Consider the following 13,274-nt stretch of genomic DNA (forward strand, 5'->3'; position numbering starts at 1 on the left):
ACGGCCTACGATCGCGGGGTGAGTTTGGCGACCGACATCGCGCCCATTCCGGTCGAGACCGCGAACGGGCCCTCCGGCGTGCGCCGGGTGCCCGACGCCGTCCGGCGCCGCCTGTCGACGCTGGACAACTGGCTCGACCCGCACTCCTGGCTGGTCACGATCGTGGTCGTGACGATCGCGGCGGTGCTGCGGCTGGTCGGGATCAGTCATCCCAAGGGCTACATCTTCGACGAGGTCTACTACCCGACCGACGCCTGGGACATGTTGACCCACGGGGTGGAGTGGGACGAGAAGACCAACGGCCCGGCGTACGTGGTGCATCCGCCGCTGGGCAAGTGGCTGATCGCGCTGGGTGAGAAGGCGTTCGGCAACACCGAGCTGGGCTGGCGTTTCCCGGCCGCGATCGCCGGCATCCTGATGATCCTGATCCTGATCCGGGTGGCCTACCGGATGTTCCACTCGGTGGTGCTGGCCGGCACCGCGGGCATGCTGATGACGCTGGACGGCTTCCATCTGGTGCTGTCCCGCACGTCGCTGCTGGACATCTTCCTCGGGCTGTTCATCCTGGCCACCTTCGCGGCGCTGCTGATCGACCGGGACGCCTATCGGCGACGCTGGCTGCGCGCGCTCGAGGGCGGATTCGACCCGGACACCGCGCGCCGGCTGCCGCACTTCGTGCCGTGGTGGATGCTGGTCGCCGGGGTGATGTTCGGGCTGGCCTGCGGGGTGAAGTGGAGTGCGCTGTTCTTCGCGCCGTTCTTCGCCATCCTGGTGGTGGCCTGGCGGATCGGCGCGCGGCGCTCGGCCGGCGTCCGGCGCCCGATCAGCTCCCGGCTCAACGGCGACATCGGCTACCTGCTTCTCAGCTTCACGCTGACCGTGATCTTCTACCTCGCCACCTGGACCGGCTGGTTCGTCACGAACAGCGGCTACTTCCGGCACTACCGCGAGGCGAACAACATGAGCGAGCCGCCGATCCTGGGCGCGCTGCTCAACCTGATGCATTACCACCAGCAGGCATATTCGTTCCACAGCGGCCTGGACGACCGGCACGTCTATCAGTCCTGGCCCTGGCAGTGGCTGCTGCTCGGCCGGCCGGTCGCGTTCTATTGGAACAGCACCGGCTCCTGCGGGGCGCCGAGCTGCGCGTCCGAGATCCTGCTGCTGGGCACGCCGATCCTGTGGTGGTCGTTCCTGCCCGCGCTGGCCGCGCTGATCTGGTTCGGGGTGGCCCGCCGCGACTGGCGGGCCTATGCGATCGGCGCCTGCCTGGCCGGCGGCCTGCTGCCGTGGTTCTACTACGCGATCGCCGACGGCCGCACCATGTTCGCCTTCTACGTGCTGCCCGCGCTGCCCTTCCTGATCCTCGCGGTGACCTATGCGCTGGGCGCGATCATGACACCCGTTGGTGGGACGGCGACCGGCGAGAAACGCTCCGACCGGCAGCTCGTCGGCACCGTCGTCGCGGGCGCATACGTGCTGATCGTGGCCTTGTGCTTCGCCTATTTCTATCCGGTCTTCGTGGGTGATCTGATCCCCTACCAGTCGTGGCAGGCGCGCATGTGGCTGGGCGGTCGCTGGATCTAGCGGGGTAACTTGGCCGCCCGAGGCCTGGGAGGCGAGCATGGCGATCGACGCGAGCGGCGAGCGGTGGCGTGGCGAGAACTTCGAGGACCTCGCGACCTATGTGCGCAGTCATCGGGCCGGGGGTTACCCGGTCGCGCACGTCCGCGAGCGGATCTGCCGCACCTGTCAGGGCACGACGTTCCGGATGCTGGTGGACGACGAGCAGGGCTGCGCGGTGACGACCTGCCTGGGCTGCGGCACCGGCGCGCCGATCGCGGACAGCGGCGACTATCTCGACGAGGCCGAGCTCGATGACTGTGCCTGCCCGTGCGGCGGCGAGGAGTTCGCGGTGGCCGTCGGATTCGCCACCCAGGAGCCGGGCGACGAGGTGCGGTGGATCAGCGTGGCGCTGCGCTGCCTGACCGACGGGACGCTCGGCGTCTACACCGACTGGAAGATCGATTACGCCCCCACCGCGCACCTGCTGGAAGAGGTCTGATCCGCAGGTCAGGACGGTGTGGAGACAGTAAAGCGCGCTCCGATCGCCTGCCACGGGGGAAGCGGGCGATAGGAGCGCGCAACACGAAGCTTAAACGGCCTTCCAGTTGCGCACAACGGCTGTCCATACTCAATCGCCGCGATTAATGGGCAGACTTGCGGTCGGGTTCCCGTCCGAGCGGTTGCGGCGAGACCCCGATGATCAAGCGTCGGCGGGTCCCTGTGGCAATTCGGACAAAAGACTATATTGGTATTTATGGCGTCCGCCGTTTCGTGAATGCGGCTCGAGAATGGCGTTTGCGGATGAGTCGCGAAAATGACACCGAAATTGTTCTTCATTTCGCGTAACCTCTTTTCCCCGACGGTTCGCGTGCAGCTCACAGCGATCTCTCCAGCGCTCATTCACACGCATTGCCATCAGGTCAAACGCTGATCGTCACCGATTCGGATGACTTTCCGGCGACGATCATCGGTCGCTCGATGGAGTGACGCCGATCAAGATCTCAAAAGATGTTCTTAAGCTCGCCGGGTGACTTCGCACCAGCGAGAAAATCCGCATTCCGCAGACTCCGGCATCCCCGACACCGAGGTGATCCAGGTGTCGCTGCCGGTGCCGGTGTTCGTCGACGCGACCGGTCGCCGCCGCCGGTTTCTCCGTCGGCTCGCCTATGGGTTCGGTGCGCTGTGCATGGTCTACGGCGGCCTGGTCAGCGTCAGCCTGGCCGGCGGTCCGGTCAGCTCGAGCGTCGTGCTGCCGCTGCCCGACCTGCAGGACAACGGCGAGGACGACACTGTGGAGGCCCGCCCGGCGCCGCAGCCGATGCCCACGCCCACCCGGTCGGTCGCGCCCCAGCCGAGACTGATCACCGACGCCGTGCGCCGGCCGGAGACCCAGGACCCGCGGCGTGCGGAGGCGCCGCGACCCAGCACCACCAAGGCCCGCGTGCTGGAGTCCACGACGAAGCCGTCGGCCAGCCCGTCGGCGAGCGCGACCCCCAAGCCGGTCGAGTCGACGACCACCAAGCCCGAACCCAGCACCTCCGACTCGGCCTCGCCGAGCACCCCAGCCCCGGCCCCGGAACCGCCCACCAAGGCGCCGCCGGTCCCGCCCGTTCCGCCCAGCGGCGGCACGGGAGGCGGCGCCGAGGACAGCGGCTCCGGGGCCGGTACCAACGGCGGCAGCTCCGGCGGCGGCGGTGGCAGCGGATCTGCCGGCGGTGGGGACGCCCCGCCGCCGAAGCCGGCCGACCCGCCGGTCACCCGCGCCCCCGATCCGGAGCCGGAGCCCGAACCGGCCTCCGAGCCCTCGCCGGCCCCGCGGCCCACGGCAACCGTTGTGGAGGCGATTCCGGTCGTCGAGATCAGCGTGGAGCCCGATGCGGCCGACGGGGGTCAGATGTGAGCCGCGGCCGCAGCCGCACCCGCAGCCGCACCAGGGCCCGCCGCCGCCTGCTGCCCCGCCCCCGGATCCTGCTCGGCACGCTGATGCTGGCCCTGTTCGTCGGCGTGCTGGTGGTGCAGGCGTACGTGAACGCCGAGTTCTCCGCCGACCACGTGGACACCGAGGTCGGCGACCAGGCCGGAGTGCCCGCCGCGATCCGTCAGGGCGGCCCGGTGATCAACACCACCGGCGGCCAGGTCAGCTCCAACCGGCTGCCGGACAAGACGATCGCGCTCACCTTCGACGACGGCCCGGATCCCGTCTGGACCCCGCAGATCCTGCAGGTGCTGGCGGAGAACGACGCGCACGGCACGTTCTTCGTGGTGGGCTCCGAGGTGGCCCGCCATCCGGAGGTCGCCGCCCGGATCGCCGCGGGCGGGCACGAGCTCGGCCTGCACACGTTCACGCACCCGAACATGCAGCGGCTCGCGCCGTGGCGGCGCAAGCTCGAGCTGTCCCAGACGCAGGTGTCGATCGCGCAGGCCGCGGGCGTGCACACGAACCTGGTGCGATACCCGTACTCGTCCAAGCCGCAGGCGATCGACGAGACCAACTGGGCGCTCATCCGGGAGGCCGGCGACCAGGGCTATCTGGTCGTCGTGAACGACCTGGACAGCGAGGACTGGCAGCGGCCGGGGGTGCCCCGGATCGTGCGGAACGCGACGCCGAACCAGGGCGCCTCCGCGGTGATCCTGTTCCACGACGCCGGTGGTGACCGGTCGCAGACGGTCGAGGCACTGCGCACGTTCATCCCGATGATGAAGGAGCGCGGGTACCGCTTCACGACCGTCACCGAGGGGCTCAACGTCGGGCTGTCCGAGGCGAAGACGGACGCGCCGCCGCCGATGGCGTTCAATGCGCCGGCGCCGGGCGCGGACAAGTTGCGGGGCAGCGCGGTGCTGTGGACCGTACGGCTGGCGGATGGGCTGGTCTATCTGATCGCCGGGATGTTCCTGGTGGTCGGACTGCTGACGATCGCGCGTACCGGTCTGTTGCTCCTGCTGGCGAGCCGGCACGCCCGGCAGCGCCGCGACCCGGCGTGGAGCTGGGGGGCGCCGGTGACCGATCCGGTGTCGGTGATCGTGCCGGCCTACAACGAGAAGGCCGGCATCGAGGCCGCGGTCCGGTCACTCGCCGGCGGCGACCACCCGGAGATCGAGGTGGTGGTCGTGGACGACGGGTCCACCGACGGCACCGCCGCCCTGGTGGAACGGCTCGGCCTGCCCAACGTGCGGGTCGTGCGGGTGCCCAACGGCGGCAAGTCGAACGCGCTGAACACCGGGATCGCGCTGGCCAAGCACGACCTGATCGTCACGGTCGACGGGGACACCATCTTCGAGCCGGACTCGATCCGGTTGCTGGTGCAGCCGTTCGCCGACCCGGACGTGGGTGCGGTGGCCGGCAACGTGAAGATCGGCAACCGGCGCAGCCTGGTCGCGCTCTGGCAGCACATCGAGTACGTGATCGGCTTCAACCTCGACCGCCGCCTCTACGAGGTGCTCAACTGCATGCCCACCGTGCCGGGCGCGATCGGCGCGTTCCGCCGGCAGGCGTTGCGGGACGCCGGCGACTTCAGCGACGAGACGCTGGCCGAGGACACCGACATCACCATGGCGCTGTGCCGGGCCGGGTGGCGGGTGGTCTACGAGGAGCGGGCCAAGGCGTGGACCGAGGCGCCGGCCACCCTCGAGCAGCTCTACCGCCAGCGGTACCGGTGGAGCTACGGGACCATGCAGGCGATGTGGAAGCATCGCAAGTCGCTCACCGACAGCGGCGACTCGGGCCGGTTCGGCCGCCGCGGGCTGCCCTTCCTGGCGCTTTTCGGGGTGGCGTTGCCGCTGCTCGCACCCGTGGTGGACATCATGCTGGTCTACGGGCTGGTGTTCTGGGAGCTCGAGGAGACGGTGATCGCCTGGACCGGCATGCTGGCCCTGCAGATGCTCACCGCGGCGGTCGCGTTCCGGTTCGACCGCGAGCCGATGGGCCCGCTCTGGCGGCTCCCACTGCAGCAGTTCGCCTATCGGCAGCTGATGTATCTGGTGCTGATCCAGTCCGCCACCACGGCGCTGACCGGCGGCCGGCTGGGCTGGCACAAGCTGCGCCGCGCCGGTCTGGTGCGCGCCGCCCCGCCGGTCCTGCCGTCCGATCCGGTGGCGCCGCAGCTCGACTCGTGGCCGCCGACCCTGCAGGAGGTCCGGGTGCCGGACCATCCGGCCGCCGGCCGCGCGTTCGTGCCCAGCCAGGGCCGCCTGCAAGACAAGGACCTGCCGTCCGCCGGCTCGCCCCCGGGTGGCGGCTCCGGCCCGGTACGCACCGGGTGAAGCGTCGGCCCGCACCGCCCGAACTGCAGCCGGGCGGTGCGGGCCGACGTACTTTCTCAGCGGATCAGGCGGCGACCAGCTCGCGGTCGCCCTCGGCCACCGCGAACGGGAACACCACGTGCAGCGAGGTGCCGTCGCCGGGCCGGTCGGAGAGCGCCACGGTCGCGTGGTGGGCGTCCAGCACCCGCTTCGCGACGGCCAGCCCGCGGTCCGGGCCGGGCACGGTCGACGGGTTGGCGATCGCGCCGTAATACAGGTGCGGGAAGAGATCGGGACGCACGCCGTCGGGCATGTCCATGTCGTCCAGCACCACGGTCGGGCCGGACTCGACCTCGGTGCCGACCCGCACCCGGCCGCCCGGCGGCGTGTACTTCACCGCGGCGAACAGCAGGTGCATCAGGACCTGCTCGAGGCGCACCGGGTCGGCCACGATCGGCAGCGACGGGCCGCCGGCCTGGTTCAGGATCCAGATCTGCTTGGTCGCCGCGATCGGCCGGATCGCCTCCACCGCGCGCTGGGTGAGCCGGGTCAGGTCGATCTGGCGCATGTGCAGGCTGTCGCTGCCGTGGCCGGCGTCGGCCAGCCGCAGCAGGTGATCGAGCAGGTCACGCATGCCGCGGACGTGCGCCGAGGCGGCGTGGCCGAGCAGATCGGCGGCTTCCTTGTCGTGGAAGCCGGTGCGGCCCAGGCCTTCCAGATAGGCGTCCATCAGCCGCAGCGGAGCCTTCAGCTCGCCGCCGACCAGCGCGGCCAGGTCGTCCTTGCGGCGTTCCAGCTCCTGCAGGCGGGCGGTGGTGTTGGCCAGCGCCACCGCGTAGCGGCGCAGCTCGAGCTGGGAGGTGACCTGCCGGGCCAGCGCGCGCAGGGCCTGAAGCTGCTCGACCTCGAGGCGGCGCGGTTCGGAGTCGACCACGCAGAGGGTGCCGAGGCCGAATCCGTCGGTGGTGAGCAGGGGAGCGCCGGCATAGAAGCGGATGCCGTCCTCCGCGCGTACCGCCGGATTGTCCGCGAAGCGGGCGTCCTGTCTCGCGTCCGGCACCACGAGCAGGTCGCGTCCGAGGATCGCGTGCGCGCAGAACGACAGATCGCGTGGCGTCTCGGTCAGGTCGGTGCCGAGCCGCGCCTTGAACCACTGCCGGTCGGCATCGATCAAGGACACCAACGACATGGGTACGCCGCAGACGCTCGCCGCCAGCTGGACGATGTCGTCGAAGTCCTTCTCGGGCTCGGAGTCCAGGACGTCGAGGGCGTAAAGAGAGGCCAACCGGTCAGTCTCATTGCTGGGCAGCGGTGCATCCATGGTCTAGGTTTACCACCCAAAGGTAGCAATCTTCGCGTTTCACCAACTGTTGCCGAGACGTTTCCACTGAGGCAGGCTCAGGGCATGGCACAGAACCTCGCAGCGGTCCTGCACGGCATCGGTGACCTGCGGATCGAGGAGCAACCCACGCCGTCGCCCGGGCCCGGCGAGGTGATCGTGGAGATCCGCTCGGTGGGCATCTGCGGCTCCGACGTGCACTACTACGAGCACGGCCGGATCGGCGACTTCGTGGTGAACGCGCCGATGGTGCTGGGCCACGAGTCGTCCGGCGTGGTGGTCGACTCCGGCGCGACGTCGATGGCGGTCGGCACCCGGGTGTCGATCGAGCCCGGCGTGCCCTGCGGCCACTGTGAGCAGTGCCGCCGCGGGTCCTACAACCTCTGCCCGGACGTGGTCTTCTTCGCGACGCCGCCGGTGCACGGTTCGCTGGCGCGTTACGTCGCGGTGAACGAGGCCTTCGCGCACCCGGTGCCCGACTCGATGAGCGACGACGCGGCGGCCCTGATCGAGCCGCTGTCGGTCGGCCTGTGGGCGAATCGGAAGGCCGGCACCGGCCTGGGCTCGCGGGTGCTGGTCACCGGCGCCGGGCCGATCGGCGTGCTGTGCGCGCTGACCGCGAATGTGGCCGGAGCCGCCTGGGTCGGCCTGGCCGACGTGCATCCGGACCGGCTGAAGGTGGCCTCGGGCTTCCCGGTCGACGACGTGATCGACGCCCGGACCGGGGTGGACTACGGGTCCTTCCGGCCGGACGTGGTGCTCGAGTGCACCGGCGTGCCGCCGGTCGTGGTGGCCGGGATCAGGGCGCTGCAGCCGCTCGGCCGGGCGGTGCTGGTCGGCATGGGCCCGGTCGGCGAGCAGCCGATGCCGGTCGCGGTGATCCAGAACCGCGAGCTCACGGTCACCGGCACCTTCCGTTACGCGCACACCTATCCGGACGCGATCGCCCTGGTCACGTCGGGCCGGATCGACCTGGACGCGCTGGTCGGCGCGCGGCTGCCGCTGGCCGAGTCGGAGGCCGCCCTGAAGATGGGCCACACCGACCCCGCGGTGCTCAAGACCCTGGTCCAGGTGCAGGAGTGACCGAGATCGTCGCCGCGGTCTGGGTCTGCGTGCGTGATCAGCGCATGCTCGTGGTGCGGCCGCGCGGGCAGGAGCTCTATTTCCTGCCCGGTGGCACGCCTGAGCCCGGCGAGACCCGCGCCGAGACCGCCGCCCGCGAAGTGTCGGAGGAGGTCGGTATCCGGCTCGACCCCGCGGACATGCGGCTCTTCACCGAGGTGGTGGGGCCGGCCGTCGGCCGGCCCGGCGACGTGCGCCTGGTCTGTTTCACCGCGCCGAGCGACGACGTGCCGAAGGCGGATGCGGAGATCGAGGAGATCGGCTGGGTGACCAGGGCGGATGCGGAGCAATGCGCGCCCGCCCTGCGACCGGTGCTGGCCCTGCTCGCGGAGTCGGGCGCGCTGGCCTGACCGGCGATGCCTTTCGCGCCCGGCCCGGCCGGCGGTCACTCCGGGAGGTGGCAGACCGCCTCGATGTTGTTGCCGTCGGCGTCGAAGGCGAACGCCCCGTAATAATTCTCGTGGTAGTGCGGGCGCAGGCCGGGCGGCCCGTTGTCGACGCCGCCGGCGCGCAGGGCGGCCGCGTGGAAAGCGTCCACTGTGGCCCGATCGGCTGCCGGGAAGGCCACGTGCACCCGATGCGTCGGCTCGCGCAGCGCCAGCCAAAAGAACGGGCGGCCGTTCGCGTCGCCGAATCCGATCAACTCCGGCTCGTCGCGCACGATCTTGAGGCCCAGGGGCCGCAGGGCGTGCTCGTAGAAATGCCTGCTCGCGTCGAGATGATGCACGCCGAGCACCACGTGGTCGATCATCGCGTCCCCTTTCGTGGCCTACCAAGAACACTAGACCCGGGGTACGACAATCCTTGATCCGTTCTCCATCGGCTTACCGCTCTTCGCGATTCGGCAACAGGTCGATCACGTGCGGGCGGTCCAGAACTCGGCGGCGCGACGCAATCTCAGCGGGGCACGGCCCCGCAGATCGGCCAGGATGCGGGCCCGGAACTCGGCGCGCCGGTCGGCCGGCAGCTCCTCGATGAACTTGCTGCTGCCGTGCGACAGGTACCACCGCCACATCGTCTCCGCGGAGTCGACCGGCAGATCGACGCACAGATGGTCGCCGGTGATCTCGCGGAAGCCGGCCGCGGACAGAGCGGATGGCGCGTCGAACGGGCTGCCCATCGAGCCGCCCGGCGGCAGGTGGGCCGCGAACTCGCCGAAGATGGCGTTCGCGCCGTCGGCCGCCTCGAAGCCCTCCGGCCAGGAACCCACGATCGTGCAGGCGAGCAGGCCGCCGGGGCGGAGCACCCGCTTGATCTCGGCCAGCGTGGCGCCCGCGTCGGAGACGATGTGCAGCAGGAAGCCGGCCGTCACCACATCGAACGACGAGGACGGGAATGGCAGTGCGGTGGCGTCCGCCACGTGCGCCGACACCACTGTGGACAGCCGGGCCACCATGGCCGGCGCGGCGTCCACGGCGGACACCGCGTAACCCGATCGGGCCGCGGGCACCGCGATCGCGCCCGCACCGGCGCCCAGATCGAGCAGGGTCGCGCCGGCCGCGGGCGCCGGCAGCCGGTCGACCAGCTGAGCGCCCATCGCGGCGAAGAAGGGAATCTCGGTGTCATAGGCCGCGGCGACGCGGTCGAAGGTGGCCACCACGGGATCGGACATGCCGACGACGATCGCCGACCGGCGAGGCCGGGGCAAACGTTTTTCTACAGCGCGTAGGGCAGGTCGAGGATGTGGTGATCGACCAGCTCGGACAGTGGCGCCCAGCTCTCGTAGACACCGCGCTCGTAGCACCGGGCGCCGGTCCGCGCGATCGCGTCGCTGTCCGGCCGGGTCAGGCGCAACCGGGCCCAGCGGTCGTCGCGCTGCAGCACCCAGCACGGGCTGCCGCGCCACAGCGCCTGCTCGGCCCGCCGGCTCAGGGTCTGCACCGGGTATCGGGCCGCGCGGGTCAGCGCGCGCGCCCGGAACTCGTCGGGCGGATCCGCGATCGCCTGATATTCGTGGTCGTTGATCCGGCCGACCAGCTGGGCGGTGGGCGCGTCGGTGCACGGCAGGTATTCCCGGTCGGGCGTCACGCCGGGCAGCCCCTCCAGCAGGCGCCGGTATCTCGGACCGGCCAGCCGCAGCCAGCCGTGCTGCTCCGGCTGGTAGGTGTAGAGGATGACCTCCTCGCCGTCCGACGGATAGGCGACGATCTGCGCGTTCGCCGGCATCGGCAGGTCCGCGAAGCCGGCCGTCACGAACTCCGGCACGAGGTCGTCGGTGCTCGGGCTGAACCCGGTGCCGAGCACCATCGCGCCGACCCGCTCGTGCGCCGGCATCGCGGCCAGACCGGGCTGGGCCGGGCCACCGGGGATCTCGTAGTCGATCGGATCGATCGCACGCCAGCGCAGTGCGTACGCCACCTCGTCGGTGGTGCCGTCGGTGCGCAGCAGCGCCAGGTCCTCGGGCCGGGTGAGGTGCGCGAGGTCGCACGAGCGGTAGCAGAAGCCGTACGGCAGCCAGCCGCCCAGATGACCGGCCACCTGCGCGGCCGACAGGACCTTCGTCATCCGGGTGCCGCGCACGACGGCGGCGGTCTCGCGGATTCGGCGCAGCAGTGGATCGTCGCGATGCGTGGCGGCCTGGCTCATCCGCTGCACCTGGTGCCAGCCCAGGTCGCGGGTGAGCGGCGCCATCAGCGGCGGCTCCAGCGGATCGACGCCGACCGCGCTTTCCTCACCGGTCACGGTCACGCGCGCAAGCTACTTTCCGACAATGGAATCGAGGTGAACACCCGGTTACCTCAGGACTCCGAGTGCAGAATGTCTCACCTTCCGCACGCGTGTGTCAGGCTTGTCGCGATGACTACACGTAAGGAAAGGGCATCTCGCCGCGCGGGTGAGTTTCCGCCGCCGCCCGAGCCGCTCGCGGTGCCGGTCTTCGACTCGCACACCCACCTGGACATCACCGTGCAGGAGGCGCCGGACACCGGCGTCGACGATCTGATCTCCGCCGCGGTCAAGGCCGGGGTGGACCGCCTGATCCAGGTCGGTGTCGACGTGCCCTCGTCGAAGTGGGGCGCCGAGCTGGCCGGGCGGGACGAGCGCGTGCTGGCGACGGTGGCCCTGCACCCCAACGACGCGCCGCGGCTGGCCGACCTCGACGAGGCCCTGCGCGAGATCGAGGCGCTCGCCGCGCTGCCGCGGGTGCGGGGCATCGGCGAGACCGGCCTGGACACCTTCCGCACCGGCGACGACGGCCGCGCCGCGCAGGAGACGAGCTTCCGGGCGCACATCGCCATCGCCAAGCGGCATCGCAAGGCGCTGGTCATCCACGATCGCGACGCGCACGCCGACGTGCTGCGGGTGCTCGACGAGGAGGGCGCGCCGGAGACCGTGGTGCTGCACTGCTTCTCCGGCGACGCCGAGTTCGCCGCCGAGTGTGTGCGGCGCGGTTACCTGCTGAGCTTTGCCGGCACGGTCACCTTCGGCAACGCCGGCAACCTGCGCGCGGCGGCCGCGATCACGCCGCCGGACCAGATGCTGGTGGAGACCGACGCGCCCTATCTGACGCCGACGCCCTATCGCGGCCGGCCGAACGCGTCCTATCTGATCCCGGTGACCGTGCGCGCGCTGGCCGAGACCACCGGCGCCGACCTGGACGAGCTCTGTGCCGCCATCTCGGCCACCGGCGAGCGGGTCTTCGGGCCCTGGCGCTAAGGCTGGTCCAGCACCCGGGCCGGCACGCCGAGCGCGGTGCCGAGCTTCTCGATCTGCGCGGCGAAGGTCCGGGGCGCGGCGTTCAGCGGCCCGCGCGAGACGAACCGCACCGCCCAGCGGTTGCCGGGCGCCACGTTGAAGACGCGGTGCACCACCACGGATCCGCGCGGGTCCGGCTCGACGGCGGTCACCCCGCGGTACCACCACTCGCCCTGCTGACTCACCGAGCGCGCGACCGGATCCACCACCACGGTCATCCGGCTGCCGTCACGGGTCACGGTGAACTCGTCGCCGTCCACCGGCTGGGCGTCGCCCTCGGTGGCCAGCGGTGACCGCCCGCCGGGACGGACGTCGAGCAGGATGGCGGCGACGGCGTCCGGCGGCGCCTCCACGACGGCACGCAACTCCAGCAGCTCGCTCATGAGAATGGTTGTATCAAGTGACCCGTAGGCTGTGGCCCCATGGCTGACGCACTGCTCGGCCCGGTGGAGATCCGGGAGCTCGCCGCCCGGCTGGGGGTCGCGCCCACCAAGAAGCTCGGGCAGAACTTCGTGCACGACCCCAACACCGTGCGTCGGATCGTGGCGGCGGCCGGTCTGCGACCCGATGACGTGGTGCTCGAGGTCGGGCCGGGGCTCGGGTCGCTGACCCTCGGGCTGGTCGGGGCGGCTGCTCGCGTGCACGCGGTGGAGATCGATCCGGCGCTGGCCGCCGCCCTGCCCGGCACGGTGACGTCCGAGCGGCTGACCGTGCATCCGGCCGACGCGTTGCGGGTGACCGCGGCCGACTTCGAGCCGGCGCCCACCATGCTGGTGGCCAACCTGCCCTACAACGTGGCCGTGCCGGTGGTGCTCCATCTGCTGGCCGAACTGCCCACGCTGCGCGGCGGGCTGGTGATGGTGCAGAAGGAGGTGGCGGATCGGCTGGTCGCGCCGCCGGGTTCCAAGGTGTACGGCATCCCGTCGGTGAAGCTGGCCTGGTACGCGGACGCGCGCGGTGCGGGGCGCGTACCGCCGAACGTCTTCTGGCCGGTGCCCAACGTGGACAGCGGGCTGGTCGCCTTCACCAGCCACCCGGCGCCTGCCCGGGTGGACCGCAAAGCGGTCTTCGCGGTGGTCGACGCGGCCTTCGCGCAGCGGCGCAAGACCTTGCGCGCGGCCCTCGCCGGATGGGCCGGCAGTCCGGCCAAGGCCGAGGAGGTGCTGCTCACAGCCGGGATAAAACCCCAGGTGAGAGGTGAGTCGCTGTCCGTGCGCGAGTTCGCCGCGATCGCGGCCGCGGCCGATTCCTCGCGGTACGGCGGTAAGCTCACCGCGTCCGTCGAGCAGCCCGAGGAGGTCGACCAGTGAGCAAC

13 protein-coding genes are annotated in these 13,274 nt (G+C 71.0%); 8 read left to right on the forward strand and 5 right to left on the reverse strand.

All coding sequences use genetic code 11. The annotated features are described in order from the left end of the window. Positions 1-18: 18 nt before the first annotated feature. The 4 genes from ACZ6TI_RS24865 (at position 19) to ACZ6TI_RS24880 (ending at position 5,826) form a co-directional block, all read left to right on the forward strand. A complete protein-coding gene (locus ACZ6TI_RS24865; protein ID WP_465347525.1) occupies positions 19-1,587 on the forward strand; it encodes a dolichyl-phosphate-mannose--protein mannosyltransferase in 1,569 nt (522 codons plus the stop codon). A gap of 37 nt (positions 1,588-1,624) precedes the next feature. After that, positions 1,625-2,065: a hypothetical protein gene (locus ACZ6TI_RS24870; RefSeq protein ID WP_465347526.1), complete on the forward strand. Its 441-nt coding sequence runs from the start codon at positions 1,625-1,627 to the stop codon at positions 2,063-2,065. A gap of 528 nt (positions 2,066-2,593) precedes the next feature. After that, positions 2,594-3,466: a hypothetical protein gene (locus ACZ6TI_RS24875; RefSeq protein WP_465347527.1), complete on the forward strand. Its 873-nt coding sequence runs from the start codon at positions 2,594-2,596 to the stop codon at positions 3,464-3,466. Between the two features lie 83 nt (positions 3,467-3,549). After that, the gene (locus tag ACZ6TI_RS24880) at positions 3,550-5,826 is read left to right on the forward strand and encodes a bifunctional polysaccharide deacetylase/glycosyltransferase family 2 protein (protein WP_465347788.1); all 2,277 of its coding nucleotides are present in this window, start codon (positions 3,550-3,552) and stop codon (positions 5,824-5,826) included. Positions 5,827-5,890: 64 nt separating this feature from the next. On the opposite strand, the gene ACZ6TI_RS24885 is transcribed toward ACZ6TI_RS24880, so the two are convergent. Beyond that, entirely contained in the window at positions 5,891-7,090 is a 1,200-nt protein-coding gene (locus tag ACZ6TI_RS24885) for a GAF domain-containing sensor histidine kinase (protein ID WP_465347528.1), read from the reverse strand. A 120-nt stretch (positions 7,091-7,210) separates the two neighbouring features. On the opposite strand from ACZ6TI_RS24885, the gene ACZ6TI_RS24890 reads away from it, so the two are divergent. Both ACZ6TI_RS24890 and ACZ6TI_RS24895 read left to right on the forward strand, forming a co-directional pair. Next, on the forward strand, positions 7,211-8,227 hold the full coding sequence (locus ACZ6TI_RS24890) for an NAD(P)-dependent alcohol dehydrogenase (RefSeq protein ID WP_465347529.1): 1,017 nt from the start codon (positions 7,211-7,213) through the stop codon (positions 8,225-8,227). Further along, positions 8,224-8,616 (forward strand): NUDIX hydrolase, encoded by a 393-nt coding sequence (locus ACZ6TI_RS24895; RefSeq protein ID WP_465347530.1) that lies wholly within the window; start codon positions 8,224-8,226, stop codon positions 8,614-8,616. The genes ACZ6TI_RS24890 and ACZ6TI_RS24895 overlap by 4 nt, the downstream gene beginning before the upstream one ends. A gap of 35 nt (positions 8,617-8,651) precedes the next feature. On the opposite strand, the gene ACZ6TI_RS24900 is transcribed toward ACZ6TI_RS24895, so the two are convergent. From ACZ6TI_RS24900 to ACZ6TI_RS24910, 3 genes are all read right to left on the reverse strand, one after another. Then, a complete protein-coding gene (locus tag ACZ6TI_RS24900; RefSeq protein WP_465347531.1) occupies positions 8,652-9,017 on the reverse strand; it encodes a VOC family protein in 366 nt (121 codons plus the stop codon). A gap of 105 nt (positions 9,018-9,122) precedes the next feature. Next, on the reverse strand, positions 9,123-9,878 hold the full coding sequence (locus tag ACZ6TI_RS24905; protein ID WP_465347532.1) for a class I SAM-dependent methyltransferase: 756 nt from the start codon (positions 9,876-9,878) through the stop codon (positions 9,123-9,125). Between the two features lie 44 nt (positions 9,879-9,922). After that, a complete protein-coding gene (locus ACZ6TI_RS24910; protein ID WP_465347533.1) occupies positions 9,923-10,954 on the reverse strand; it encodes a hypothetical protein in 1,032 nt (343 codons plus the stop codon). 108 nt (positions 10,955-11,062) lie between these two features. Between ACZ6TI_RS24910 and ACZ6TI_RS24915 the strand changes: the two genes are divergently transcribed. After that, on the forward strand, positions 11,063-11,920 hold the full coding sequence (locus ACZ6TI_RS24915; RefSeq protein ID WP_465347534.1) for a TatD family hydrolase: 858 nt from the start codon (positions 11,063-11,065) through the stop codon (positions 11,918-11,920). Here the strand turns inward: ACZ6TI_RS24915 and ACZ6TI_RS24920 are convergent. Next, a complete protein-coding gene (locus ACZ6TI_RS24920; protein ID WP_465347535.1) occupies positions 11,917-12,342 on the reverse strand; it encodes a hypothetical protein in 426 nt (141 codons plus the stop codon). The genes ACZ6TI_RS24915 and ACZ6TI_RS24920 overlap by 4 nt on opposite strands. A 39-nt stretch (positions 12,343-12,381) precedes the next feature. Here ACZ6TI_RS24920 and rsmA point away from each other — a divergent pair, with 39 nt between their 5' ends. Further along, complete coding sequence (gene rsmA / locus ACZ6TI_RS24925) at positions 12,382-13,269, forward strand: 16S rRNA (adenine(1518)-N(6)/adenine(1519)-N(6))-dimethyltransferase RsmA (RefSeq protein WP_465347536.1); 888 nt, start codon at positions 12,382-12,384, stop codon at positions 13,267-13,269. Positions 13,270-13,274: the final 5 nt, after the last annotated feature.

The organism is Actinoplanes sp. NPDC051388, from assembly GCF_055586225.1.

Bases quoted from the DNA above. Each gene is read 5' to 3' on its own strand.
- ACZ6TI_RS24870 (WP_465347526.1), top strand. From the start codon at position 1,625: ATGGCGATCGACGCGAGCGGCGAGCGGTGGCGTGGCGAGAACTTCGAG.
- ACZ6TI_RS24880 (WP_465347788.1), top strand. From the start codon at position 3,550: ATGCTGGCCCTGTTCGTCGGCGTGCTGGTGGTGCAGGCGTACGTGAAC.
- ACZ6TI_RS24890 (WP_465347529.1), top strand. From the start codon at position 7,211: ATGGCACAGAACCTCGCAGCGGTCCTGCACGGCATCGGTGACCTGCGG.
- ACZ6TI_RS24900 (WP_465347531.1), bottom strand. From the start codon at position 9,017: ATGATCGACCACGTGGTGCTCGGCGTGCATCATCTCGACGCGAGCAGG.
- ACZ6TI_RS24905 (WP_465347532.1), bottom strand. From the start codon at position 9,878: ATGTCCGATCCCGTGGTGGCCACCTTCGACCGCGTCGCCGCGGCCTAT.
- ACZ6TI_RS24915 (WP_465347534.1), top strand. From the start codon at position 11,063: ATGACTACACGTAAGGAAAGGGCATCTCGCCGCGCGGGTGAGTTTCCG.
- ACZ6TI_RS24920 (WP_465347535.1), bottom strand. From the start codon at position 12,342: ATGAGCGAGCTGCTGGAGTTGCGTGCCGTCGTGGAGGCGCCGCCGGAC.
- rsmA (WP_465347536.1), top strand. From the start codon at position 12,382: ATGGCTGACGCACTGCTCGGCCCGGTGGAGATCCGGGAGCTCGCCGCC.